Origin of the sequence: Hyunsoonleella rubra, from assembly GCF_042684665.1 — a bacterium.
In the GTDB taxonomy this organism is placed as follows: domain Bacteria; phylum Bacteroidota; class Bacteroidia; order Flavobacteriales; family Flavobacteriaceae; genus Jejuia; species Jejuia rubra.
This window is the reverse complement of record NZ_JBHULY010000016.1, coordinates 1-26,410: the sequence shown is the minus strand read 5'-3', so window position 1 is coordinate 26,410 and position 26,410 is coordinate 1. Positions and strand designations below refer to the sequence as shown.

Below are 26,410 nucleotides of genomic sequence, written 5' to 3'. Positions count from 1 at the left end.
CTACTTCCTTTTCCGTTTCCGATTAGCATTTTTATCTCCTCGGGTTTTTGGCTTTTTATATTTTTTAGCTATTTCCCGACGATAGGAACCCCCAAGATTCACCTTCTTGTTTTTGTCCTTCTTTTCATGGAAGGCAGGACCGGGGGCTTCTTCGTCCCGTCGTTTTGTTGGGTTGTTGCGCTCTTTGAGTTGTGGACGTTCTTCGTCGATTAATTCGGTGGAAATTTCAACGGCTTCTGGTATTTCCAAAACTGAAATTTCCATTTGCATCAACCCCTCAATCTTCTCAATCGCTTCCTGTTCTTTTTCAGTAGAGAATACCAATGCTTCACCTTTACGTTCGGCTCGGCCGGTTCTTCCAATACGGTGCATGTAATTTTCAGGGTACTCCGGTGTGTCAAAATTGATGACATGCGAAATGTTACCGATATCCAAACCTCTCGCCATCACATCCGTAGCAATTAAAATACGATGCTCACCTGAACCAAAAGCTTCAATGCTTCGCAAGCGGTAATTTTGTGTTTTATTGGAATGAATCACACAGATGTCGTTCTTAAAATGTGTCTCCAGTTTTTCAAATAAGCGATCCGCCATCCTTTTATAAGCTACAAAAATCAACACTTTGTTGAATTCATCTTCATTATTTAACAAATGAACCAGCAAATTCATCTTAGTATAAAAGTTGGGCACTTTGTAGCGATGTTGGGAAATATTTTCCAAGGGTGTTCCAGAAACTGCAATGGAAATGCGAATAGGGCTTTTAAAAAAATCAGAAATTAAGGTATCTACGTCTTGGGTCATTGTAGCCGAAAACATGATGTTTTGTCTGCGTTCGGGCAGGATGTCAAAAATATTGACCAACTGATGCCGAAACCCCAGATCCAGCATCACATCCACCTCGTCAATCACCAATTTTTGAATGGATTTCAACTGTAAAACTCGACTTACGGCCAGGTCATACAATCGTCCAGGAGTAGCCACAATAATATCCAAACCTTGGGCAACTGCCTGTTTTTGGGTATTGATATTTGTGCCACCGTACACCCCTAAAACACGGTTATTAATATATTTTGAAAGTTTTTGAATTTCCTCAACTACTTGCACCACCAATTCCCGTGTCGGAACCAAAACCAAAACCCTTGGATTATGCTGGGTTGAATATTTTAGGTGCCTCAAAATAGGCAACATGTAGGCGAAAGTTTTACCCGTGCCCGTTTGAGCAATGCCCACGACATCCCTGCCCGAGGCTACAACATTAAAGGCTTCTGCCTGAATAGGGGTAGGTTTGGCAAAGCCCAAATCATCCAAGGCGTTGTAAAGCGGTGTGTTTAGATTGAGGTCTTGAAAGTTCAAATCAAACTGTTTAGCCAACAAAGTTAAGGGTAATAAACGGGTTAGACCAAAAGGGCTTCATTAATTTCGATATGGTACGTAGCCCCAAAAGTATCATCCGCGTTCAATTGAAGGATGCCTTCCTTGGTGGTAAAGTTTTGATCGGTGTTTTCTGAATCGGCAATGCCCAGCCAAGGTTCAATGCAAACATAATCCCCATTGGGTTTTGCCCATATCCCCAAATAATCAAAATCGTGATAGCTCACCGATAATATTTCGCCTTGATTTTGACTCTTTAAAGCCACTTTTTTAGATTTCAAATCCTTAAAAATCAGGGCATCGTCATTAAACAAGTTGTGGGTTAAAGGTAATTTCTTGGTGTTTTCCAGCATCGGTCTGGTTTCCGATGAAAACAGTCCGGCACTGTTCAAAAGATGTATTTTTGAGGTTTCGGAATGTTCAAACTCTAAATAATAATCCTCATAATCTTCATTTTGAAAAACGAGACATTTAAAGGCGGGATGCCCGCCCAAGGAGAAGTAAAGGGGTTTGTCATCTAAATTTTTGATGGTATGTAATAACTTAACGGTATTGTCCTTCAATGTGAATGTAATCTGAAATTCAAACTTAAACGGATAAACTTTTAGGGTATCGTCGTTATAGGTCAATCCAAAGGTCAAACTATTTTCAGTTTGTTCCAATAGTTTAACCGCTTCGCTATGCCTAAAAAAACCATGTCGTGGCAGTTGATACGTTTTGCCCTCAAATAGATAGGTATTGTCCTTTAGTCTACCAACAATAGGAAACAGATTGGGCGCATAGCTTCCCCAAACTGCGGGGTCTGCATTCCACATAAATTTGGTACTGTGTTTTGCAGAAGATATGTCGCAAAGCTCTGCCCCGCACTCCTTCACGGCAATTGTTAGTAAGTCGTTCTTTAAAGTGTGCATCCTTTTCGTTTGAAGCAAAATACAAAAATCTTAAATATTTGAGTATTCTAAGTACCTTTGCCTTTTTATTTTCGGAATTGAGAACAACCCGTATTCATCATATTGAGGATATCGAAAACTTTAAAAATCGACTGCTGGTCTGGGCACAGCAATTTGATGATGTGGTTTGGCTGGATTCCAATTCCGGGAGGAACATGGCCCAAAACTATGGAAGCTACGATGCTATTTTGGCGGTGGATGCTTTTACAAGTATTCAAACCGATTTTTCGGATGGTTTTGAAAAGCTAAAGGAGTATCAAAGCACCACTATGGATTGGCTTTTCGGGTATCTTACCTATGATTTAAAAAATGATGTGGAGGACTTAGTTTCAAAAAACGACGATAGTTTAGGTTTCCCGGATTTGTATTTTTTTCAACCTAAAAAATTATTTCTTCTAAAAGGCAATCAGCTTGAAATTCAATATTTAAAAGGAGTAGATGATGAGCTTAATGGTGATTTCGAAGCCATTTGTCATTGCGAGGAGGCACGACGTGGCAATCTCTGTAGTGATATAAAAATCAAACTCAAAATCCACAAGGATGAGTATTTCAACAAAGTGAATAGAATACTCGAACACATCCACCGTGGTGATATTTACGAGGTCAATTTTTGTCAAGAATTTTATGCTGAAGATACCTGCATCTATCCTTTAGAAACCTATCAACATTTGAATACCATTTCTAATCCGCCCTTTGCTTCCTTCGTTAAGGTTTATGATAAATATGCATTATGCGCTTCGCCTGAACGATATATTAAAAGAGAAAATGATACCATCATTTCTCAACCGATAAAAGGTACTGCAAAACGTGCCGAAAATCCAGAGGAAGATTTGCAATTAAGGACCGCTTTGCAAATGGATGAAAAAGAGCAAAGCGAGAATATTATGATTACCGATTTGGTGCGCAACGACCTTTCAAAAACAGCATTAAAGGGAACAGTAAAAGTCGAAGAATTATGCAAGGTTTACACTTTTGACCAGGTTCACCAGATGATATCCACGGTAACCTCGAAAGTGCATAGCAAAACGCATCCGGTTGATGTTATCAAAAGTACCTTCCCCATGGGTAGTATGACTGGAGCACCAAAAATTTCGGCCATGAAAATTATCGAATCCCTAGAGGAGACCAAGCGTGGCTTGTATTCAGGGGCTATTGGTTATTTTGATCCTGAAGGCAATTTTGATTTTAATGTGGTAATTCGTAGCATTCTTTATAATGAATCAAAAGAATACATTTCGTATTCCGTTGGAGGAGCCATTACCGCGAAAAGTGATCCATTGAAAGAATACGAAGAGTGCCTGATTAAAGCTAAAGCGATGCGTGAGGTTTTGGAAAACTAATTTAGGTGCTCCTTAAAGTCTTCTATCGCCAGTTCTAAAATACGTTCTACCCGCTTTATTTCTATATTTTTGATTTTAGAGATCTCCTCAAAACTCAATTTTCCGAATACAAATAAATCTACGATATCCGACACCCTCAATGGAAGCCAAGTATAGAATTTTCCCAAAAGATGTTTGGTGCGCCTAGTGGAAATATCAGAGATATCGAACGCATTTTGAATTTGTACATTATTATCATCATAAACAAAAACATGTTTTTCCCTGTCGTTCTGATGATAGGAAATATCACTAAGTTCTTCGTGCATCACGAAATCAAAATCCTCATCAACAGTAAATTGCTCATCCAAACCGTCCAACTCGTCTTCCAAAATACCAGTAGTGCTCATCGTATTTTGGTGAAAAGCTTCCTTCTGAAACAGTTCATCCAAATCGGCATCTACGATTTTAAAAAGTTCAATTTTTATTTCAGGTGTTTCTGCATCAATATTATAGCCTTTTTCATAAAATTTTGCAATGCCTTCATCTATGATATCGTTGGATCTGTACATGTTCCTAGGAACAATTTTGGTCGATTCAGCAACATACAACCGGTGTTTCACATAAGCCTGTAAATGATGGGTAACCGAAACCACTTTTTTGTCGAATTCAATTTTAGTGGATCTATCGTTTAATTGGTCTATTGTGCACATAATTTCAATGTTTTTAATTGCCTGTTTAAAGGTACGAAAGCACCAAAACGAGCGTATGATTTTTGTCATATGAAAATCGATTTATAATACTTATATCCTATGCAAAGTCGTATATTTGAAGCTATGCTGGAACGGTTTAAGAAGCACATAAAGTCTCAATTGAATTTTCTAAAGGAAGCTAAGATTTTGGTCGCTATTTCCGGAGGTGTGGACAGCGTAGTTTTAACTCATTTATGCCACAAATCGAATTTAAATATTGCCTTGGCCCATTGCAATTTCAATTTACGTGGAAAGGACAGCGATGCCGATGAAGACTTTGTTTTAGAGTTGGGCGAAGATTTCGATTTAGAGGTGTTTGTACAGCGATTTGATACTCAGGCATATGCTGAAGATAATAAACGGTCCATTCAAATGGCGGCGCGCGAGTTGCGGTATCAATGGTTTACGGAATTGGCCGAACAAATGCAGTTCGATTATATTTTGACGGCTCATCATGCCGATGATAACCTAGAAACATTTTTAATCAATTTTACCCGAGGTACGGGACTTGAGGGCTTAACAGGAATCCCTGAAGTAAATAACAAATTTGTGCGTCCGTTGTTACCTTTTTCAAGTGAAGCTATTTTAAAGTATGCCAAAGAGAATAACATCAAGTGGCGAGAGGATTGTAGTAACGCTTCAGTAAAATACCTTCGAAATAAATTGCGCCATGAAGTGGTACCAATTTTAAAGGAGATCAACCCAAGTTTGTTGCAGAGTTTTCAAACTACTTTAGGTAATTTAAATGATTCCTCAGCAATAATAAAAGAAAGCATAGATGTTTTTTTAAATAAAGCCATCGAAAACATAAGCGATAACCAAGTGAGATTTAAAATTGCTGAATTTAAAAATTTGGCAAACCCTAAGCCGTATTTATTTGAATCACTAAAAGAATTTGGTTTTACTGAATGGAATGATGTGTTGAATTTATTAGATGCTGAAACTGGAAAGCAAGTGTTTTCAAATACCCATCGATTGATAAAAAACCGCGAGTACTTATTGCTAAGTGCGATCCAATCTGAAGATCATGAGGATATTATAATTTCAGAAGAAGAAAGAAAAAAAGAAACACCTATTGGTATTTTATTTTTCGATGAAGCTGATGCTATTTTAAAGCATGAATCCAATACTATTTATGTTGATAAAGACAAGCTGGAATACCCGTTAAAGCTCAGAAAAAAACAGCAAGGCGATATATTTTATCCGATAGGAATGAAAGGCAAAAAAAAATTGAGCAAATATTTTAAGGATGAAAAATTTTCGCTTTTGGATAAGGAGAACACCTGGTTATTGTGCTCGGGAGACGAGATCGTTTGGGTGGTAAATTATCGAGCGGACGAGCGGTTTAAAGTGTCAAATAATACAAAGCATATTCTTAAAATCACTTTAAAGAAGTAATGTCATGCTGAGCGCAGTCGAAGCATCTTAAAAATGAAATTACAAGGCCACATAGTTGACATCCAAAACAATCGCATCTTCAAAGGTGAAATCACTTTTGAAGATGGTATAATCGTTTCTATTGTTGAAAAAGAGCACGATGCCAACCATTATATTCTCCCTGGTTTTATCGATGCCCACATCCACATTGAGAGCTCCATGTTGGTACCATCGGAATTTGCGAGAATTGCGGTGAAACATGGCACAGTAGCCACCGCTTCCGACCCACATGAAATTGCTAATGTACTCGGCATAAAAGGGGTGCAGTTTATGATAGACAATGGAAAACAAGTGCCGTTCAAATTTAACTTTGGTGCGCCGTCCTGCGTGCCTGCTACTAATTATGAATCGGCGGGAGCCAGTATTGATTCCGAAGGGATTAAACAATTGCTTCAAGACCCTGATATCAAGTATTTGGCAGAAATGATGAACTATCCCGGAGTCTTATTTGATGATGATGAGGTAATGAAAAAAATCGCCTGGGCCAAACATTTTGGGAAGCCAATTGATGGCCATGCCCCCGGTGTGAAAGGCGAGGATATCACAAAATATATCAATACAGGGATTTCTACTGACCATGAATGCTTTGCTTATGATGAAGCGCTTGAAAAGCTTCAAAAGGGGATGAAGATTTTGATTCGGGAGGGGAGTGCAGCCAAAAATTTTGAAGCCTTAATCGATTTGCTACCAGAGCATTTTGAAAACATGATGTTTTGTAGCGATGATAAGCATCCTGACGATTTACTAGAGGGGCATATCAATCAATTGTGCGAAAGGGCGGTTTCAAAAGGGATGGATGTGTTTAAAGTGTTGCAAGTGGCGTGCATCAATCCAGTTAAACATTATAAATTGGATGTTGGATTGTTGCAAGTTGGGGATGTGGCAGATTTTATAATTGTTGAGGATTTAAAAGAATTCAAAACACTTCAAACGTACATAAATGGAACTTTGGTTTTTGATAAGGGCATATCGTTAATTCCTAAAGCTTCTTTTGAAACCCTAAACAATTTTAACTGTAAAAAGAAAACGGTTTCAGATTTTGGATTGGAATCTTCCACCAAAAAAATCCGTGTCATCGAAGCGTTGGAAGGGCAGTTGGTTACTAACGAAATTTATCAAGATGCTTTGATTTCCAAAGGAAATTTGATTTCCGATATTGAAAATGATGTTCTGAAAATTGTGGTCGTCAATCGTTATCAGGATCAAAAACTGGCAATAGCATTCATAAAAAACTTTGGGCTAAAGGAAGGGGCTATTGCTTCCTCCGTCGGTCACGATTCCCATAACATTATTGCTGTTGGCGTTTCGGATGAAGCAATTTGTAGAGCTGTGAATCTCATTATCGAAAACAAAGGTGGTATTTGCGCCATTTCAGATTCAGAAGAAAAAGTGATTTCACTTCCTGTGGCAGGAATTATGAGCGATATGGATGCCGAAACCATTGGGAAGGCTTATGCCGAGTTGGATGCATTTGCAAAGGCATTAGGGAGCAAATTGAACGCGCCATTCATGACGTTGTCCTTTATGGCACTGTTGGTAATACCAGCATTAAAATTAAGCGATAAAGGCCTTTTCAATGGAAATAGATTTGAATTCACCTCAGTTGAATGTTGATGCTTTTTGTCATATCGACTGAAGAGGGACATCACAGAGGGCTTAGTCCAAAACTTACATCAAACCAGATTGGGATGCGATTTCTCCTTTCAGTCGAAATGACTGCAATTAATTATTGAAGCTTTAGTTATGTTGAACCCAAGGCATTGTGAGAGCTATCACATTTCCCTGACTCATAGCTATTCTGTTCTATTTTTTCAACGCTTCAGGAAATTGTTCAATCACAATACCCCATAATTCTGGAAGCACAAACACAACAAAAAGCGTTAAAATGATAATCGAAATCACATTCATCACTATACCCTTGCTTACCATATCCGGAATTCTTAAATAACCTGAACCAAAAACTACGGCATTTGGCGGTGTGGCAACGGGAAGCATAAATGCACAGGAAGCTGCCACTGCTGCACCGACCATTAAAACGAAAGGATGCATATCAATAGTTAAGGCCATTGGGGCTAATACGGGTAATAGCATGGCAGTAGTTGCTAAATTAGAGGTGATTTCCGTTAAAAAGTTAACCGAGGCAATCAACAATAAAATCAAAACAATAGTGCTTACGCCAACCAAGGTGGTCATTTGATTACCGATCCAAAGGGCGAGGCCACTAGTTTCAAAACCCTTGGCCAATGCCATACCGCCACCGAATAAAAGGATAATGCCCCAAGGTAAATCGCGGGTATCTTTCCAGGACATGATATTTTTGTGTTTCGTTTTCGATGGAATTAAAAATAGTACCAGCGCAAATACAATAGCAATGATCGTGTCATCCATATTGGGCAATATCTTTTTCAGTAAAAAGGAACGCGTTATCCAACAAAAGGCGGTGGTGGCAAAAACTATGGCGACTATTTTTTCCTCATAAGCCATTTTTCCTAATGACTGCAATAGTCGCTTTATTTCCTGTTTGCCTCCGGGAAATTCATTTTGATTAAAAGTGAAGGCAAACGATGTTAAATATTTCCAGCAAATTGCTAAAAGAATTACCGAAATAGGAAATCCAAAAATAAACCATTGCGAAAATGTAATTTCATAACCGTAGGTTTCGGAAACCACGCCGGCTAAAACTAAATTGGGCGGTGTGCCAATTAAGGTAGCAATTCCTCCAATGGACGCACTATAGGCAATGGCAAGCATCAGGGCTTTTCCAAAAATCAAATTTTCGTCTTCGTCTGTTTTAGGATTGTCCTTTAATTGTTTAATGATGGCAATGCCAATGGGAAGCATCATCACGGATGTTGCCGTATTTGAAATCCACATCGAAAGAAATGCCGTGGCTACCATAAACCCCAAAATGATTTTTTGAACGTTGGAGCCAATAATATTGATAATATTGAGGGCGATGCGTTTGTGCAAATTCCACTTTTCAATAGCAATAGCAATAATAAAACCGCCCAAATATAAAAACACAAATTTATGTCCAAATGAAGCAGTGGTGGTGCCAATGTCTAAGCTACCAGATAAAGGAAACAGGGCAATAGGCAACAGAGCGGTAGCCGCAATTGGAATGGCTTCTGTGATCCACCAAACGGCAATCCAAGCGGTGGAAGCCAAAACGCCATTGGCCTCGTCCGATAGGCCTTCGGGAGCAAAAAACAACCGAATCAATATAAATAGAAGAGGTCCTAAAACCAAGCCGATACGCTTTGAGGTTTTCATGGATTCGTTTTGAAAATTTAATGCTTAAAAATAGTTTATTTTTTTACAGCATAAATGTGGATAACAAAATGTATTAAAAATCTGTTAAGGGTAAAATTAGAAAACGGTAAGGTAATTTTTTACAATATAAGCCTATGTTAAAATGATATTTTAGGGCCTTTTTAATAGCAATTTTTAATACCTTATTACCAAATTAAACCATTATGCCAAAATTCACTTTAAAGATTAATAATGAATCGCATACTTTCGAGGCCGATTCTGATACGCCATTACTTTGGGTATTAAGGGACAAACTGAACCTGGTAGGAACAAAATATGGCTGTGGCATTGCTCAGTGCGGTGCTTGTACAGTTCATGTTAACGGAATAGCTACCCGTAGCTGTTCTCGTCCGGTTTCCAGTTTACAAGGAATGAATATTATAACCATAGAAGGGCTTTCTGCAAATGGAGACCATCCCGTGCAGCAAGCATGGATAGAATTGGATGTAGCACAATGCGGTTATTGTCAAGCAGGGCAAATAATGACGGCGGCGGCTTTGCTTGAGAGAAACCCAAACCCAACAGATGAAGAAATTAGTGCAGAAATGTATGGTAATATTTGCAGATGTGGTACATATATTAGAATTAAAGAAGCTATAAAAAAAGCATCTAAACTTTAAAAAGTAGAATTATGACAAAAATTAAAACACAATATAATCGTCGTTCATTTTTGAAGATATCTGCAGCAGCTGGTGGAGGGATGCTTGTTGGATTTAGTTGGTTTACGGGCTGTACTTCCGATAAAAAAATCCAGGAACAAATAGCTATTCCAAATGAGTGGTATGACATAAATGGTTACATTAAAATTGGGGACACAGGTTTAGTTACTATATATTCTCCAAATCCTGAAATTGGGCAAAACGTTAAAACTTCTATGCCCATGATAGTTGCTGAAGAATTGGATGTGGATTGGAGTAGTGTTGTGGTGGAGCAAGCCCCATTAAACACGGGGTTTTACACAGATCAGTACGCTGGAGGAAGTCAATCTATTCGGAGAGGTTGGGATCCGTTACGTATGGCTGGTGCTACCGCAAGAAGAATGCTTTTGGAAGCTGCCGCTAAAGAATGGGGTATTTTGGTTTCAGAGGTAACTGTGAGCAAGGGGATAATTTCAGAGAAAAATGGAGAAAGAACTATAGGTTACGGGGAGATCGCATCTAAGGCAGTAGGTATTGAAGTTCCGGAAGAGGTAGAACTTAAATCTATTGACGATTTTCAAATTATCGGTAAAAGCAAAAAGAATGTTGAGGGTAAAAACATTGTTACCGGAAAGCCCTTGTTTGGTTTGGATTTCAAAGCAGAAGGAATGCAATTGGCCATGATTCAACATCCACCTGCTTTTGGTATGAAGGTTAAAGATTTTAATGCCGAAGAAATAAAAGCCATGGATGGGGTATCTGATGCATTTATAGTAGATATAACACTAGAAGAGCCGGCCTGGGGTTATAAGAAGAATGGATTTAATCATCTTATAGCTATTGTAGGCAATTCAACATGGCAGCTAATGAAGGCGAAAAAAGCCATAAGAGCCAATTGGGATGTTGTATCACCTCCAGAAAATTCTAAAATGCATATAGGTCAACTACATGAAGCATTGGTTTCAGGTACAGCCAAAGAAAGTAGAAAGGATGGAAACCCGGACGTAGCTTTTAAAAATGCTACAAAAGTAATTGAGCGGACTTACAGCTCTCCTTTTTTACCTCATAATACACTAGAGCCAATGAATTTCTTTGCTAATGTAAAGGAAAACTCTGTAGAATTAACAGGACCGACTCAAACACCAAAAGCATTGGAAAATTGTGTTTCAAAACTTTTGAAAATGCCTATAGAAAATATTACTGTAAATATGACAAGGATTGGAGGTGGTTTTGGTAGAAGATTATACACTCATTATGGAATGGAAGCCGCCGCAATTTCAAAAAAAATAGGTAAACCGGTAAAACTCATTTATTCAAGGGAAGACGATATGAGTCAAGGAACTTATAGGCCGGCCTATATGTCAACTTATAAAGCTGGACTGGATGCAGATAACAATTTAGTTGCATTTTCGGTTAAAGGTGCTGGATTATCTGAGGGTCCCGTTTTCCCAAATCGTTTTCCAGCTGGAACTGTAGATAACTATTTAGCGAAGAAGATTTCTGGTAAAACGAATATTACAACTGGGGCTTGGAGAGCACCACGCTCACATTTTACAGCAGCTGCAGAACAGGCTTTTTTAGATGAAGTAGCAGAAGTTGCTGGAAAGGATCCAATAGATTTTAGATTGGAATTATTTGATCGTGCCATTAATAACCCTGTTGGAGAAAAGAATGATTACGACCCTCAACGTTATGCGGGAGTACTAAAATTGGTCAAAGAAAAATCAAACTGGGGAAAGTCTGAACCTGGAGTTTATAGAGGTGTAGCCGCCTATTATTGTCATTTTTCGTATGTAGCCGAAGTTGTTGATATTGTTTTAGAAAACAATGAACCTAAGATTAAAAAAGTATGGTGTGCAGTCGATTGTGGGATTGTTGTAAACCCCGATGCGGCTAAAAACATGATTCAAGGAGGTGTTATTGATGGCATCGGTCATGCTATGTACGGCAGACTCACCTTTAGTGGTGGGGCACCTAACCAAATGAATTTCGATCTTTATCAACTTATTCGTCATTCTCAAGCACCAGAAGCAATTGAAGTGTTTTTTGTTGAAAATGAAATTGCACCCACGGGATTAGGAGAACCGGGTCTACCTCCTGCAGTGGGAGCTCTGGCCAATGCACTATATAAGGCTACTGGTAAAAGGTATTATCATCAGCCCTTCACGTATGAACAAGAATTCTTGGCTTGAAAACTAAATAATTGGGGTACTTACAATTGAATGACACACGAATTTAAACAAATTATTGAGGAGGCCATTAAAGCAAAGAAAAACGGATTAAAGTCTGTTTTGGCTTCGGTGGTAGATTTAGACGGTTCCTCCTATCGCAGGCCCGGTGTTCGAATGCTAATTCTGGAAGACGACACTATGATTGGTGCGGTAAGTGGCGGTTGTGTTGAAAAGGAAGTCTTGTTGCAAGCACAATCGGTTTTTAAAACGGGGCAATCCAAAATGATGACTTATGACGGCAGATACCGTTTGGGATGTGAAGGCGTTCTGTATATTTTATTGGAGGAAATTCAAACAGATACTAGATTTGAGCAGGCTTTTTTCAGATGTTTAAATGATAGAGAAGCATTTGAAGTCATATCACAATATAAAAAGGAAGCAGGGGTTTTTGATGGCATTGGTTCAGATGTCAAAATCGAAAAGGATTATTTTCCCCTTTCAACTAAAAGTGAAAAATATTCGGAGGGATTGGTATTTCGCCAAGAGATGCCGCCATGTTTCAAATTGATGATTATCGGTGCGGAACATGATGCGGTTCAATTATGCCAATATGCGTCTTTAACGGGGTGGGAGGTTACCATTGTTGCAGGTGTTTCAGAAGCAAAGACGATGCAGAATTTTCCTGGATCAAAGGCTTTAATCACTACGACACCAGAGAATTTGGATGTCAATAACATCGATAACCAAACCACGGTGGTTTTGATGACACATAATTTTGCTTACGATTTACGGTATTTGGTAGCATTAAAAAACACCAATCCAAATTACATTGGGCTTTTGGGCCCCACAAAACGGCGCGAGGATTTATTATCCCAATTTATGGAGTATTGCCCTGAAGTTTCTGATGCCTTTTTAGAAGCTATTCATGGGCCAGCAGGTTTGAATATCGGTTCTGAAACACCTCAAGAAATTGCAATTTCAATAATTTCTGAGATTTTGGCTGTAACAAGAAAACGAAACCCAATATCGCTAAGTAAAACAACTGGAAGCATTCATTCCAAGCATTAATCTTGTCTCAATCTTCACATATTGCCATTGCCATTTTGGCGGCGGGTGCTTCAACAAGAATGGGAAGCCCGAAACAGCTTTTAAAATGGTGCGAAAAATCATTGATTCAACATGCAATTCATACATCAAAAAATACACTGGCTATGGAAGTCATTGTGGTTTTGGGTGCAAATTCAGAGGCTATAACTTCTGAAATCAATAATGAAGCAGTTACCCTTATTGTAAATAATGAATGGCAACAAGGTCTTGGGAAGTCAATTGCCAGTGCGGCTCATTTCGTTTTAAATTCAAAAGAAAACGTTGATGGTCTTTTGTTTGTTTTAGCAGATCAGCCTTTTGTAACTTCGGATTACTTGGATGATATCATCAAAACATTCAATCCAAATAAAAAAGAAATCATTGCGACTTCATATTCTAAAGAAAAAATTGGGGTTCCTACATTATTTGACCAAGCATATTTTGCGGAATTATCGCTGCTATCTGGCGACGATGGCGCAAAATCCATTATCAACAAACATAAAGATTCAGTAAAGGTAATTGCCCCAAATTTTAAGAACATGGATATCGACACCCAAGCCGACTATAAAATGCTTCATAAATCAAGTGATAATTAATCTTCTTTTCTTTATTTGCTATATTTAGAGCATGAGCAAATCATCCATCGATAAAGCCTTAACACCTGAAGCATTTCAAAATTTAAAAGTAAAAACCCCGCCATCCAATACTGCGGGGTTTAGGGGTTTAAAGGCGGCAACATCCCATGCGGTAAAGTACATCAAGCCCGGCAATATTCTAAAAATCACACAGAATATTAACCAAAAAGGCGGTTTTGATTGCCCCGGATGCGCTTGGCCTGACCCAGACGATGACCGCTCGGCTCTCGGCGAGTATTGTGAAAATGGGTTGAAAGCCATGGCGGAGGAAATGCAAAAAACAGTAATTGGCAGGGAATTTTTTGCAGAGAACTCGGTGGACGAATTATCCGAATGGTCTGATTTTGAAATCGGCAAATCCGGACGCTTGGCAGAACCCATGTATTTGCCAAAGGGCGCAACGCACTATCAACCCATTTCGTGGGAAGGTGCATTTGCTAAAGTTGGGAATCATTTAAATAGCCTATCGCACCCTGATGAAGCGGTGTTCTACACATCTGGCAGAACCACTAATGAGGCCGCTTTTTTATACCAACTATTTGTTAGGGAATTCGGGACCTCAAATTTACCGGATTGCTCCAATATGTGCCATGAAGCCAGTGGAAGTGCCTTGTCCGAAACTTTAGGGATCGGTAAGGGCTCTGTGACTTTAGAGGATTTGTACAAAGCTGAACTGGTAATGGTCATTGGGCAAAATCCAGCTACCAACCACCCCAGGATGCTTTCTGCACTGGAAAAAACAAAGAAAAACGGCGGTAAGATTGTGGCTATAAATCCTTTGCCCGAGGCTGGGTTAATGAAGTTTACGGATCCTCAAAACCCAGTAAAAATGCTTACTGGTGGTACAAAATTATCGGATGTGTTTGTGCCGATAACCATCAATGGGGATGTTGCCTTTTTTAAAGCTTTATTATTGAAATTACTGGAGAGGGAAGAAGAAAAGGGAGGTGTTTTTGATAAAACATTTATTAAAGAATATACTAACGGATATGATGATTTTATTGCAGATTTAAAAACCTTTGATTTTCAAGACTGTTTGGAAGTATCGGGAGTTTCAAAAGAAATTTTTGAGAAAGTGTTTGAACTGGTTTTCAACAAAAAAAAGATCATTATTTGTTGGGCTATGGGGTTGACCCAACACGAGAATGCCGTGGATAATATCCGAGAGTTGGTCAATTTGTTGCTTTTAAAAGGAAGTATCGGAAAAGAAGGTGCTGGGACCTGCCCAGTGCGAGGCCATTCCAATGTGCAAGGTGATAGGACGGTTGGTATTTGGGAGTCCGCACCACAGGCTTTTTTGGATAAAATAGAGGCAAAATATGGTTTTAAACCTTCCACTAAACACGGTTACAGCGTTATCGATGCCATAAAAGCGATGTATGAAAAGAAGGCAAAAGTGTTTTTTGGTTTAGGAGGCAATTTTATTTCGGCGGTTCCTGATACCGCCTATTCTGCACAGGCTTTGGCCAACTGCAATTTAACCGTCCACGTAAGTACAAAACTCAACCGGTCTCATTTGGTCACGGGAAAAGAAGCATTGATTTTGCCCTGTTTGGGTAGAGCTGAAAAAGACTTTCAGAAAACAGGAGTGCAAACCCAAAGTGTTGAGAATTCTATGGGAGTGGTGTCCTCCACAACAGGTGTTTTAGAACCCTGTTCCGATGCTTTAATGAGTGAGGTAGCTGTGGTTTGTGAAATCGCCAATGCCACTTTAAAAGCGCAATCAAAAATAAATTGGTTGGCTTATAAAGATGATTATAATTTGGTTCGTGATGATATTGCCGAGGTGGTTAACGGTTTTGAAAACTATAATACCAAACTGCAACAACCCTCAGGGTTTTATTTGCCGAATGGCGCTCGGATCCGCAAGTTTAAAACAAAAACGGGAAAGGCAAATTTCACAATTAACAAACTCCCGAATTGGAAATTGAAGGAGGCCGAATTAATCATGATGACCATCCGTAGTCATGATCAGTTTAATACCACCATTTACGGAATGGACGATCGCTATCGCGGTGTTTTTAATGAACGACGCGTCATCTTTATGAACCGTGAGGATATGAAACTACGTAGTTTGAAAGAATACGATGTGGTCAACCTTAAATCCGAATATAATGGCGTAATTCGAGAGGCCAATAATTTTAAAGTAGTTGGCTATGACATTCCAAAAAATTGTTGTGCCACGTATTTCCCTGAAACTAACGTATTGGTGCCATTGGATAGTTTCGCGCATACTGCAAAAACGCCCGCATCAAAAAGTGTGAGGGTAACGGTTGAAAAGGTCTAGAGATTATTTGAGAGGCTTTCTACTTGTGTGCCAAATAGCATGAACAAACATGGTGTCGTTTTCAAAGGTGTAGTGAATGCCAAAATTAAATGTTCGGGTGAATCTAACCCTTATGTCTCGGTATCTTTTTTGGAAATGTTCAGGTCGTGTAGCAATATCTTCAAAAATGGTATCAAACTCTAAATAAAGCTTACGCCCCAATCCAGTTTGTTTCTTTTCGTACCATTCCAAAGCTTCTATTAATTCAATTTCGGCTTCAGGTTTTATAATAAGTTTATGAGGCATATTTATCAGACAAACCTATTTTGATATCCTCCCAACTTTTCCCTGATTTAGGCGCAGATTTATGGGAATCCATACGTTTATCTAAAATATCTTTTTCGTTTTGGGATAAAACAAAATTATCATTGGATGCCTCCGATTCAAGAATTTCTTCAATTCTGTATAAGGTATCTTCGTCCGACACTTTCATCAGTTTCTCTATTATCTTGTATTTTTTGGATTTCATACCCATCGTGTAACAAATATAGCGAAATTAGGATTTAATAGGTGTTTTTGGTAAAAACGAAGTAGTATTTGTTTTTAAGATTTCAATAAAAAGCAATCCGTTAATTTTCTCATTAAACAATTATTCATATCCCAATTTGAGAAATTGACAATAATGTGTTTTCTACGTAAATTTTAGGCATTGTGATGTTTAAAAATACGTATAAATACTTAGTTTTGTATACAAATACGTAATTATGAAGCGCATTATTGTTGTTGGAAATGGTATGGTTGGCTATAAGTTTTGCGAGAAATTTGTAGAGAAAGCCGAAAGTGGAGATTATAAAATCACTGTGTTTGGAGAGGAACCCAGACCAGCTTATGATCGAGTGCATTTAAGTGAATTTTTCGAAAATCAAGATGCCAAGGCTTTGGAAATGGCACCTGCCGAATGGTATGCAGAGCATGATATTGACTTGGTTGTAGATGAGCGTGTTGCGGATATCAACCGAACTTCAAAAACAATTACAACGGCAAAGGATCGGGAGTTTTCCTATGACTATTTGGTATTGGCAACGGGATCTTCTCCGTTCGTGCCACCAATCAAGGGCGTAGAAAAGGAAGGCGTATTTGTTTACAGAACCATAGAGGATTTAGAAGGTATGCTGCAGTATGCAGCTAAACTTAAGGCGGAAAAACCTAATGCCAGGGCAGCTGTTCTGGGTGGGGGATTGTTAGGTTTGGAAGCCGGTAAAGCCGTTATGGATATGGGCTTGGAACCACATATTGTGGAGTTCGCACCTAAATTGATGCCAAGACAGTTGGATTCTAGAAGTAGCCAGGTTTTAAAACTGAAACTAGAGTCCATGGGGCTTAATATACATTTGAGCAAGGCGACCAATCAAATTTTAGGAAATGGTTCAATTACAGGTATGGAGTTTGGCGAGGATGATATGCTGGATGTAGATATGCTCGTAGTTTCTGCGGGAATTAGACCAAGGGATGAATTAGCGAGAGCCTGCGGTTTGGAGGTCGGCGTCCGCGGTGGAGTAGTGGTGGACAATACCATGAAAACTTCGGATGATAGCATTTATGCCATCGGTGAGATTGCCTTGTACAACCAAATGATTTACGGTTTGGTGGCCCCAGGTTATGACATGGCGGCTATTGCTGTAGAGCAGATTTTAGGTAAAACCGATGCAATGATGCCTCAGGATATCGATATGTCTACAAAATTGAAATTGATTGGTGTGGACGTAGCTAGTTTTGGGGAGCCCTTTATGCCTGCTTCAAAAGGACATTCCATAATTTTTGAAAATAAAACGCAACATCTGTATAAAAGGATTAATGTAAGTCTTGACGGTAAAAAACTATTGGGAGGTATCTTGGTGGGAGATGCCAATGACTATAGTATGTTGCATCAAATCTATTTAAACGGGATGGCCATTCCAGAAGATCCTTCTCAGTTGATATTGCCGGCCAGCGAGGGTGGTGCAATACTTGGGGATGTTATGGACCTACCGGATGAAGCACAAGTGTGTTCTTGCGAAAGCGTGACCAAAGGGCAAATTTGTGGCGTGATTGAAAGTGGGGAGGCCACTGATGTGGGAGACGTTGTAAGCTGTACAAAAGCAGGTACAGGTTGCGGTGGTTGTAAGCCAATGGTGGCAGATTTGACCAATGCTACACTAAAGTCTTTAGGAATTGAAGTTAAGGATTCAATTTGTGAACACTTCGATTTTAATAGACAAGATTTGTATAAAATCATTCAAGTAAAAGGTTATACCAAATTTAATGAAGTGTTGGACAATCACGGTAATGGAGGACACGGCTGTGAAATATGTAAGCCCGTAGTTGCATCATTGATGGCAACGATTCATGCGGATACTGCGAATAAAGAATATGCCATTCAAGATTCTAACGACAGGTTTTTGGCCAATATTCAACGCAATGGAACCTATTCAGTAGTGCCTCGTGTTCCCGGAGGGGAAATTACTCCAGATAAATTAATTGCTCTTGGTGAAATTGCGAAGAAATACGATCTCTATACGAAGATTACCGGTGGTGTCCGTATTGATTTATTTGGTGCCACGCTAAACCAGCTTCCACTAATTTGGAAAGAGTTGATAAGCCATGGTTTTGAAAGCGGGCATGCCTATGGCAAATCTTTAAGAACCGTAAAAACCTGTGTAGGTTCCACATGGTGCCGTTACGGCATGGATGAAAGCGTAAGCTTTGGTATCGAATTGGAAAATCGTTACCGTGGTATTCGTGCGCCCCATAAAATCAAAGGAGGTGTATCTGGATGTATTCGTGAATGCGCAGAAGCTCGCGGTAAAGATTTTGGTCTAATTGCTGTGGAAGGTGGATGGAATTTATATGTTGGTGGTAACGGTGGTGCAAACCCCCGTCATGCTGAGCTATTTGCCGAGCAAATTGACAATGAAACGGTAATCAAATATTTGGATAGGTATCTAATGTTCTACATGAGGACAGCTAAGCCTTTACAGCGTACTGCAGCATGGCAAGAAAAACTGGAAGGTGGATTGGAGTATCTAAAAGAAGTGATTATTGACGATAAATTAGGTATTGCTGAAGATTTGGAAAAAGAGATGCAGACTTTGGTGAACAGGTTTGAATGCGAATGGACCCAAGCGGTGAACGACCCCGAAATGATGAAGCGTTTTAATCACTTCGTGAATAGTGAGGAAGAAGATGATAACATTGTTTTTGTGCCTATGCGGGACCAAAAAATGCCTGAGCCTTGGGTGTAGCGAGTTATGAGTTACGAGTAACGAATTTCGATTTGAAGCCAACGATCTAAAGCACAGATATTGCGATGTTGGTTTTGGATATAAGTTAGCGGATAGACCCGCGTTAGGGATTGAAGCGGCATCCTTTTTAGCGAAGCCATTGATGACAAAATTTTCGGCTAAAAGGGATTGGTATTTGGAGGTTGTGATCCCGAAACAAGTTCGGGACTGCTTCGTAGAAAGATATAGCGGAAAGCCCGACCCACTTGCCCTGAGGAACTCGAAGGGTGTGGGTAACGCCCAAATTATTGAAAACTAATAAATTGAACTGAACTTGTTTCGGTTTTTTATAATACATCAAAAATGATTGAAATTCTGGATAAATACAGTGGTACTAAACTGGAAGATGTGAAGGTTTGGTTTAAAGCGGCAAAAGTTGCGGATTTTCCCAAGGATGGCGGTGCCTGCGTTAAATATAAAAACAAGCAAATTGCTGTGTTTAATTTTGAACGGCTCAATAAGTGGTATGCTTGCCAAAACTTGTGTCCGCACAAAATGGAAATGGTATTAAGCCGGGGAATGATAGGGGATGATAAAGGCATACCAAAGGTGGCCTGTCCATTGCACAAAAAGACGTTTTCGCTGGAAAACGGGGAAAATCTCAATGGGGATTTGGATGCTATTGCTACCTACCCCGTAAAGATAGAGGAAGGTTTTGTTTATGTAGGGTTTCAGGAATGAAAGCTATTGGATTAGTTCATGGATAGATGCATATGATGGCTATAGTTAATGGTAAAGCCAAAGCATGCGGTAATTTAAGAACTGGAACTTAAAAGGTTATTAAAATTTACTTAGACAATTGTAAATGTTCTATAAGTTGCCGCAAAGGCTTTGGTGATTGAGGCCTTTAATATGATGAGGTACAAACTTTTGCTAGACAGGTAAAATTCTCGCATATATTATCAAAGTAAAAAGAGTAATTCTGTATCTTGGCTCTTAAAGAACGTAATCTCTGAAAACCATATGAAGCCAACCAGATTTGAAACCGCAATTGCATTAATTGATAAAGCCAACTCCGAAGATATTAATACCTATCAGGTTGCGGGGATGGAATACCCAAAGGAATTGCTGTATGCGCAACGTATGACGCGAAAGTTGTTGCAGTTTGAGCCCAATGCTTCAAAAGCACTTCAAATCGCGGCAAGAGCCCAACATATTTGCCGTTGGAAAATACCAAGGGATGAATACCCAATGGATCGTGTGGGATACCTAAAATGGCGCGAAACCCTGAAAAGAATGCATGCTGATTTAACTGGCGATATTTTAAAACAAGTGGGTTACGACGATCAGTTTACGGATAGAGTGAAAGCCATTATTTCAAAAAAATTGATTAAGAAAAACGAAGAATCCCAAACCTTGGAAGATACGATCTGTTTAGTGTTTTTGGATTATTATTTTGAGGAATTTGCTGAAAAACACCCTGATGAAAAGATTATAGATATTCTTCAAAAAACATGGAAAAAGATGTCAAATAAAGGACATGAAGCAGCACTTAAGTTGCCCTTTTCAGAAAAAGGTTTAGCGCTTGTAAAGCAGGCTATAGCTTAAAAACTTCAGTACGATGGTATCAAACGGTAATTCATTAGATCAAAGGACTTTTGATAAACTACGCCGTTTATACATTATTGGGTTTAGCACCATTGCACTTTCGGTAATTCTTAGCCAGATTTTGATTCGTAATCATTTGCGAGGTCAGGAAAGCGATTCTACCGTGATTAATATTGCGGGACGACAGCGTATGTTGAGCCAGAAACTGGCAAAGGATGTTGTGTCGCTTTCTGCAACTTCAAGCCAGGAGGAAAAGGTATTTATCAAAAACGATTTAAAACAAACCTTATCGCTTTGGGAGTTTTCGCATCATTCGCTTCAAAATGGGAGCGACAGTCTAGGTTTGCCCAAGAAAAACAGTAAGGAAATTGTACTTAAGTTTTCAAAATTAAATCCCATTTTTGATACTATTGCCGAGGCCTCAAAATCGATTATTTCCAAAATTGAGAACATTCCGTCACTCCCCTTAAGTACTTATTCTAAGGATATTGAAACAGTTCAGGCCTACGAAGGTGATTTTTTGACACAAATGGACGCTATTGTAAACCAATATGATGCTGAAGCAGAAGAAAAAGTAGAATGGCTCGGACAATTGGAATTGTGGCTTATGGCCCTGACGCTGCTGATACTTTTGGGAGAGTTTATTTATATATTTTGGCCGGCAGCCAAATCTGTGAGAGTGACTTTGGCAGAATTGCTGAGTGCTGAACGGCAGGCAAAAAAAATGGCGCGGGATGCCGGTGAATTGAGCAAAGCTAAAGAAAGCTATATCCAGGAGCTTAGTGCCCTGACAAGAGCCATGGATAGCACCCTGCTTTTTGCAAGGATTTTGCCCAATGGCAAATTGGTTCATATGGGAAGCAAGTTTTCCAAATTATTTCAATTTTCAAAATTCAATGATAATGTGCTGTTTTGGAATTTGTTGTCTTCCATAGAAGGCGAACAGGAAACCATTGAAACTATCATAACCAATCATAAAAAGAAGGGCTGGCAAGGGGAGGTAAAGGCCACTTCCAAAGATGGTACTGATATTTGGCTAGAGATGGCTGTAATTCCCTTTAGCCCCTATGAAGAAAAATCAGAGCTATTGATTATTGCTTCAGAAATTACGGAACGCAAGGTAGCACAGTTGGAAATTGATAGGTTGACCACCAGGAGCTTTGAGGAAAAAATGAGCCAGCAGAAAATCATTTCCAGCAAAATTATCGAGAATCAAGAAAAAGAGCAGAACCGCATTGCCAAGGATGTACACGATGGTATCGGACAGATGCTTACTGGTTTAAAGTTCAATTTAGAAAGTATAGATACCAAAGATGTCAAAAAGGCTTCGGCCAAAGTAGAGCACTTAAAAGAACTCACATCAAACATTATTAAAGGGGTACGAACGGCAACGTTCAATTTAACCCCTCCTGAACTTGCCGACCATGGAATTGTGCCTGCCCTGACCAAATTGACGCAAGAATTGGCACGATTAACAGGCAAGGAAATAGTGCTATTCAATAAATCGGATTTTAACCAACGGATGGATTCATTGGCTGAAATCAATATTTACCGCATCACGCAGGAGGCTATCAATAATGCTATTAAGTATGCAGAGTCCACGCATATTTTAGTGTCGCTTTCACATAGCAAGAAAATGCTAAGTATTGTGATTGACGATAACGGTAAAGGTTTCGACCCCAGTAAAATAAAGCGTGTAAAAACAGGTGATGGAGGCATGGGGATGACTTTTATGAAAGAGCGCATAAAGTATATCGACGGCCGTATGTTTTTGACTTCGGAAGAGGGCAAGGGTACGCGGGTGACTTTGAATATTCCTTTAAATAATAATTAACAATGAAGAGAGAACTTATCAGTACAGGCTCATCCTTTGAAGAGGAAATTGGTTATTCAAGAGCAGTGGTTCAAGGCGATTGGATATTCGTTTCAGGAACCACAGGTTACGATTACGATACTATGACGATTAGTGATGATATTGTAGTACAAACCGAGCAATGCTTAATAAACATTGAAAATACATTGGAGAAAGCTAATGCAAGCCTATCCGATGTTGTTCGAGTTACCTATATTTTGCCAGATGCCAGTAAATTTAAAAGGTGTTGGCCTATATTAAGAAAATACTTTGGAGATATTAAACCTGCGGCCACCATGTTTTCAGCGGTACTTGCAGATGAAAAGATGAAAATTGAGATTCAGGTAACGGCTCTAAAAGGTAAATAGAAAAGAGGTTATTAAACAAAAAGGCTTAATCCACTTTTAAAACCTGCAACTCCAGATCCTCCTTTTGAACTTCATTGCGTTTTGAGATACAGGTATAGGCGCGTTCTGAAGTTTCGGTAATGTTTATCTGAAATATTTTACCAACCGCATGCTGTAAATGCTTTTGTGATACTTTGAGGCATGTTAGCGTAAAGGAGCAATCCGAAAGCCATCGGACCCGACTGTGAATCACCAATCCAGTTCTGCTGTTAGTTTCGATTTGCGTAGAATCAGTTCTTGAGATACTCCAATCTGCGTACAAAGGGCTCGTATACTTAAAACTTCCAGTTTTAAAGTTGGAGCACTGTGCCTCTTGACCAAAAGTAGTTAGGGAGAATGAGTAAAACAGTATGATGAACAGTTTTCTCATGATATTATGGTTTTGGTTGGCTATTATAAAGATAAGGATTTTTAATATTCAAAATCAGAAATAATGTTTTTCTGCTTTAGAAAAGCATAAAAAAGACTTAATTTTATGGAACTAAAGTCTTTAAAAGTCAATTTTTTTGTGCCTTATGGTATAAAAAAACTAGTCGTTTACAATTTTACCATCGTTTACTTCAAAAAATGTAGTTTCCCCATATGCTTTCTGCTTCCGTTTTTAAAGGTAGCATTAAAGCTTATTTTGCTCAGTAAATGGTTGTCGGCAATAGCGGGAACGCCAATATCCCGTTATGATAATCCGCCAAATCAACCAACTTTGAGGTAAATAACGAATGCAATTCAAATAAAAATATTTCTGTAGTCTATAATTCTAAATATAATGAAGTTATAAACTACCCGAATTACAATTGGACCGCCAAGAATATGAGATAAAAAGTATTAAAAATCATGTAGTCTTTATTAATTCATGCTAACGGTTAGACTATGCCTAGTTGCCTGTTTCAGCAATCATGTCAGCAAATACAAATAGAAAATTCCTGAGGAATTTTGTGCAATTAGGCAAGCAATAGCAATGAATTATGTGCGTTGTTGGTAACTTGCATTAATTGATTTATGGTAAAAATGACTTGTGAAATTGTTACTCGTAAGGTATTCCAGGGGTGTCTGTTGAGTCAAAGATTTAAATTCCCTTATGAAATGACTTTGGTCAAAATATCCATTTTCCAGAACAGTATCTAAATAGTCTGGATTTTTGTTGAGAAGTAAACTTTTAATTACTTCTTGAAATCGAGTTATTTTTTGAAATTCTTTGGCCGTTATCCCAAATTGTTTTTTAAATCCTCTTTCAAACTGTCGAAGACTTAAACAAGAACTCTTGGAAATTTTTTGGATCGTATTACTCTTAAAATTATAATATAATTCTTCAATTATAGAATCCCATTTATCATTGTCTTCTTCGTGATGTTCTTTAAACGTACTTCTTAAAAACAAATCAACCTCCTTAATTTTAAGCTCAATATTTGGGTTTTTATCAAGCTTATTTAATAATTCCCTGCCTTTTTCTTGCCATAAATTCTGAACAGAATAATATGTGTCATTAAGTTCGGAAAACGGGACTGAACAGAAGTGTCTAAAAGCACCACTTTTAAAACGCACAGACAAGAATGATACGCTTTTATCTTTGTCAAATTTGAACATTTTCCTAGGACAAACAGTATGTGCCCTTGGAAGTCTATCATTATTTATAGAAAGCGGTTTATCCAGATGAAATAAGAGTTCTAGTCCTGTTCCCGGTAAAACAGCAGGAAGTTCAAAATAAGCAGAACTTTGTTTTTCAAAAGTATAGAACCTGTCTACGTACTTTGACAGAAAGGGCGTTGGCTTATAAGACTTATTTTTAAGCATCAAATTTCTCTATAATGGGTTCCTGGGTTAACATCGGTGTTATGGAATTTATAAATTTTTTAAAATGTACTGAGGAATTATGTTTTTCTAGAGCTTCTGCGTTTTCGTATTTTTCATAGAAAAGGAATTCATTTTCCTCAAGCAAACTTTTAGATATTTTATAAGTTAAACATCCTTTTTCAGAAAAACTTTCATCAGCCATAGATTTTGCTAATTTCGAAAAATTTTCAGTTTCCACTTTTTTTATACTTACTTGAATTACTACTACTATTTTCATTTCGATATGTTTTATACGGCAAAAATGAAAAAGAAGAATCTACCAGAATTGTAAAAAAACGACTTTAACAAATTAGGTGTTCAGTTTTTATCAGCTTGATGTTAACGGTGAGTATAGGGGAGGTTTCGTGAGTTGGTACTCGGCTCAGCAAGCGGGTAAATCAATACTAAATCGGAAATCCAAGAATATTTTTAGAAGCAGGCAAGAACCAGCAATTACTTAAAGCCACCGGTGAGTATTCGTTTTTTTTAAACCCACTATTTTTCTTCTGTTAAATTGTTTTTTATGAACTCTAATGCATCTGGAATTGAACTATCAACGCATGTTTTGTTGTGTTTTCCGTTTGTAACTCTAAATTCATGTTCAATATTCTTTTGATGAAATAATATATGCAATGCGGCATTCGGAAGCGAATGGAAATCGTCATCACAGGTTTGGATATACCACTTTTTACTTTTAAGAATTTCTACATCTACCTTTTCGGCAATATACAGAGCGTTATTATTGACATAAACTTCATTCGTTCTTTCTTTTGGACTTAAGTTTTCTCCGTATAAATGCGCATGAAAGCGTTGATAATATTTTTCTAAGTCTTCTACCATTTGCTTTTTGGTGCTTATTGCTCCCATGAAACTTACGCAAATTCCAAACTCTTCAGGATTTAACATGGTAAATCGTAATGCTCCAAAACCTCCCATTGACGTCCCCATAACAACGGTTTTTTGTGAAGATTTTGTCAAGGCGTATCGCTTTTTCAATTCCGGCATAAACTCGGAAATAAACATTGTTGCGTATTTCTCTTTACCTGCATAGTCATCGATATACCAAGATTTTCCTGCATTTGGGCAAATAATAATTGTTTCTGGAAAACTACCATTTATAATTAAAGAATCAATTTGTTTGATGATAGCTTTGGTACGAGGACTATTATTATTTCCACCAAATCCATGCAAGAAATAAATTGTAGGATATGCTTTTATAGTGTCATAGTTGGGAGGTAAGTATATATTGTATTTAACTTCTTTATTTAAAACTTTACTTTGAAGAATTTGATTTTCAAGAACTTCTCCATTTTGTCCAAAAATTGAGATATTTATAAAAAGGGTGAAAACTATCAAAAGGTATTTTTGATTCATATCGAGATTTAATAATGTACAGCGTTTAGTATATGAAGCGTAGCCTGCCGATAGGCGGCTATGATTTCATATACCTTGTTGTGCTTTCGTTGTGTGTCCTGCGCTGTTCAAGGATACAATATAAGAATTCGTTCTTTGATAAAGAACA

General features: G+C 38.3%; 23 protein-coding genes. 13 read left to right on the top strand and 10 right to left on the bottom strand.

Going from position 1 to position 26,410, the window contains the following annotated elements; genetic code table 11:
• Together ACFSR8_RS08360 and ACFSR8_RS08355 are read right to left on the bottom strand one after the other, a co-directional pair.
• Nucleotides 1-1,353 carry a DEAD/DEAH box helicase gene (locus ACFSR8_RS08360; RefSeq protein ID WP_380290956.1) on the bottom strand — a complete coding sequence of 451 codons (1,353 nt, stop codon included), beginning with the start codon at nt 1,351-1,353 and terminating at the stop codon, nt 1-3.
• 41 nt (nt 1,354-1,394) lie between these two features.
• Nucleotides 1,395-2,282: an aldose 1-epimerase family protein gene (locus ACFSR8_RS08355; protein WP_380290954.1), complete on the bottom strand. Its 888-nt coding sequence runs from the start codon at nt 2,280-2,282 to the stop codon at nt 1,395-1,397.
• A gap of 77 nt (nt 2,283-2,359) precedes the next feature.
• On the opposite strand from ACFSR8_RS08355, the gene ACFSR8_RS08350 reads away from it, so the two are divergent.
• Nucleotides 2,360-3,661 (top strand): anthranilate synthase component I family protein, encoded by a 1,302-nt coding sequence (locus ACFSR8_RS08350; protein WP_380291452.1) that lies wholly within the window; start codon nt 2,360-2,362, stop codon nt 3,659-3,661.
• Here the strand turns inward: ACFSR8_RS08350 and ACFSR8_RS08345 are convergent.
• Nucleotides 3,658-4,350 carry a hypothetical protein gene (locus ACFSR8_RS08345; RefSeq protein WP_380290952.1) on the bottom strand — a complete coding sequence of 231 codons (693 nt, stop codon included), beginning with the start codon at nt 4,348-4,350 and terminating at the stop codon, nt 3,658-3,660. The genes ACFSR8_RS08350 and ACFSR8_RS08345 overlap by 4 nt on opposite strands.
• A 123-nt stretch (nt 4,351-4,473) precedes the next feature.
• Here ACFSR8_RS08345 and tilS point away from each other — a divergent pair, with 123 nt between their 5' ends.
• Both tilS and ade read left to right on the top strand, forming a co-directional pair.
• The gene (tilS, locus tag ACFSR8_RS08340) at nt 4,474-5,787 is read left to right on the top strand and encodes a tRNA lysidine(34) synthetase TilS (RefSeq protein WP_380291450.1); all 1,314 of its coding nucleotides are present in this window, start codon (nt 4,474-4,476) and stop codon (nt 5,785-5,787) included.
• Nucleotides 5,788-5,820: 33 nt separating this feature from the next.
• Nucleotides 5,821-7,440, top strand: coding sequence for an adenine deaminase (gene ade / locus ACFSR8_RS08335; RefSeq protein ID WP_380290950.1), 1,620 nt, complete (start codon nt 5,821-5,823; stop codon nt 7,438-7,440).
• A gap of 189 nt (nt 7,441-7,629) precedes the next feature.
• On the opposite strand, the gene ACFSR8_RS08330 is transcribed toward ade, so the two are convergent.
• On the bottom strand, nt 7,630-9,099 hold the full coding sequence (locus ACFSR8_RS08330; protein ID WP_380290948.1) for an SLC13 family permease: 1,470 nt from the start codon (nt 9,097-9,099) through the stop codon (nt 7,630-7,632).
• A gap of 203 nt (nt 9,100-9,302) precedes the next feature.
• On the opposite strand from ACFSR8_RS08330, the gene ACFSR8_RS08325 reads away from it, so the two are divergent.
• From ACFSR8_RS08325 to ACFSR8_RS08305, 5 genes are read left to right on the top strand one after another with little or no spacing between them, the layout of a single operon-like run.
• Nucleotides 9,303-9,758: a (2Fe-2S)-binding protein gene (locus ACFSR8_RS08325; RefSeq protein WP_380290946.1), complete on the top strand. Its 456-nt coding sequence runs from the start codon at nt 9,303-9,305 to the stop codon at nt 9,756-9,758.
• Nucleotides 9,759-9,769: 11 nt separating this feature from the next.
• Nucleotides 9,770-11,968, top strand: coding sequence for a molybdopterin cofactor-binding domain-containing protein (locus tag ACFSR8_RS08320; protein ID WP_380290944.1), 2,199 nt, complete (start codon nt 9,770-9,772; stop codon nt 11,966-11,968).
• Between the two features lie 30 nt (nt 11,969-11,998).
• The gene (locus ACFSR8_RS08315; protein WP_380290942.1) at nt 11,999-13,015 is read left to right on the top strand and encodes an XdhC family protein; all 1,017 of its coding nucleotides are present in this window, start codon (nt 11,999-12,001) and stop codon (nt 13,013-13,015) included.
• Between the two features lie 2 nt (nt 13,016-13,017).
• Nucleotides 13,018-13,629 (top strand): nucleotidyltransferase family protein, encoded by a 612-nt coding sequence (locus ACFSR8_RS08310; RefSeq protein WP_380290940.1) that lies wholly within the window; start codon nt 13,018-13,020, stop codon nt 13,627-13,629.
• Nucleotides 13,630-13,660: 31 nt separating this feature from the next.
• Entirely contained in the window at nt 13,661-15,955 is a 2,295-nt protein-coding gene (locus ACFSR8_RS08305) for an FdhF/YdeP family oxidoreductase (RefSeq protein WP_380290938.1), read from the top strand.
• A gap of 3 nt (nt 15,956-15,958) precedes the next feature.
• On the opposite strand, the gene ACFSR8_RS08300 is transcribed toward ACFSR8_RS08305, so the two are convergent.
• Nucleotides 15,959-16,240 carry a type II toxin-antitoxin system RelE/ParE family toxin gene (locus ACFSR8_RS08300; protein WP_380290936.1) on the bottom strand — a complete coding sequence of 94 codons (282 nt, stop codon included), beginning with the start codon at nt 16,238-16,240 and terminating at the stop codon, nt 15,959-15,961.
• On the bottom strand, nt 16,230-16,463 hold the full coding sequence (locus ACFSR8_RS08295; RefSeq protein WP_380290934.1) for an addiction module protein: 234 nt from the start codon (nt 16,461-16,463) through the stop codon (nt 16,230-16,232). The genes ACFSR8_RS08300 and ACFSR8_RS08295 overlap by 11 nt, the downstream gene beginning before the upstream one ends.
• 235 nt (nt 16,464-16,698) lie before the next feature.
• On the opposite strand from ACFSR8_RS08295, the gene nirB reads away from it, so the two are divergent.
• The 5 genes from nirB to ACFSR8_RS08270 all read left to right on the top strand — a co-directional run bounded on the left by nirB (nt 16,699) and on the right by ACFSR8_RS08270 (nt 23,022).
• Entirely contained in the window at nt 16,699-19,215 is a 2,517-nt protein-coding gene (gene nirB / locus ACFSR8_RS08290) for a nitrite reductase large subunit NirB (RefSeq protein WP_380290932.1), read from the top strand.
• 342 nt (nt 19,216-19,557) lie between these two features.
• The gene (gene nirD / locus ACFSR8_RS08285; RefSeq protein ID WP_380290930.1) at nt 19,558-19,935 is read left to right on the top strand and encodes a nitrite reductase small subunit NirD; all 378 of its coding nucleotides are present in this window, start codon (nt 19,558-19,560) and stop codon (nt 19,933-19,935) included.
• Nucleotides 19,936-20,217: 282 nt separating this feature from the next.
• Entirely contained in the window at nt 20,218-20,802 is a 585-nt protein-coding gene (locus ACFSR8_RS08280) for a DUF4202 domain-containing protein (protein WP_380290928.1), read from the top strand.
• Nucleotides 20,803-20,815: 13 nt separating this feature from the next.
• Complete coding sequence (locus ACFSR8_RS08275; protein WP_380290926.1) at nt 20,816-22,636, top strand: sensor histidine kinase; 1,821 nt, start codon at nt 20,816-20,818, stop codon at nt 22,634-22,636.
• Between the two features lie 2 nt (nt 22,637-22,638).
• A complete protein-coding gene (locus ACFSR8_RS08270) occupies nt 22,639-23,022 on the top strand; it encodes a RidA family protein (protein ID WP_380290924.1) in 384 nt (127 codons plus the stop codon).
• A gap of 25 nt (nt 23,023-23,047) precedes the next feature.
• Here ACFSR8_RS08270 and ACFSR8_RS08265 read toward each other — a convergent pair whose 3' ends face one another.
• The 4 genes from ACFSR8_RS08265 to ACFSR8_RS08250 form a co-directional block, all read right to left on the bottom strand.
• Nucleotides 23,048-23,431 carry a hypothetical protein gene (locus tag ACFSR8_RS08265; protein ID WP_380290922.1) on the bottom strand — a complete coding sequence of 128 codons (384 nt, stop codon included), beginning with the start codon at nt 23,429-23,431 and terminating at the stop codon, nt 23,048-23,050.
• A 590-nt stretch (nt 23,432-24,021) separates the two neighbouring features.
• On the bottom strand, nt 24,022-24,849 hold the full coding sequence (locus ACFSR8_RS08260; protein WP_380290920.1) for a helix-turn-helix domain-containing protein: 828 nt from the start codon (nt 24,847-24,849) through the stop codon (nt 24,022-24,024).
• Nucleotides 24,842-25,126: a putative quinol monooxygenase gene (locus tag ACFSR8_RS08255; RefSeq protein ID WP_380290918.1), complete on the bottom strand. Its 285-nt coding sequence runs from the start codon at nt 25,124-25,126 to the stop codon at nt 24,842-24,844. Before ACFSR8_RS08255 ends, ACFSR8_RS08260 begins: the two co-directional genes overlap by 8 nt.
• 257 nt (nt 25,127-25,383) lie before the next feature.
• Complete coding sequence (locus ACFSR8_RS08250; protein WP_380290916.1) at nt 25,384-26,262, bottom strand: alpha/beta hydrolase; 879 nt, start codon at nt 26,260-26,262, stop codon at nt 25,384-25,386.
• Nucleotides 26,263-26,410: the final 148 nt, after the last annotated feature.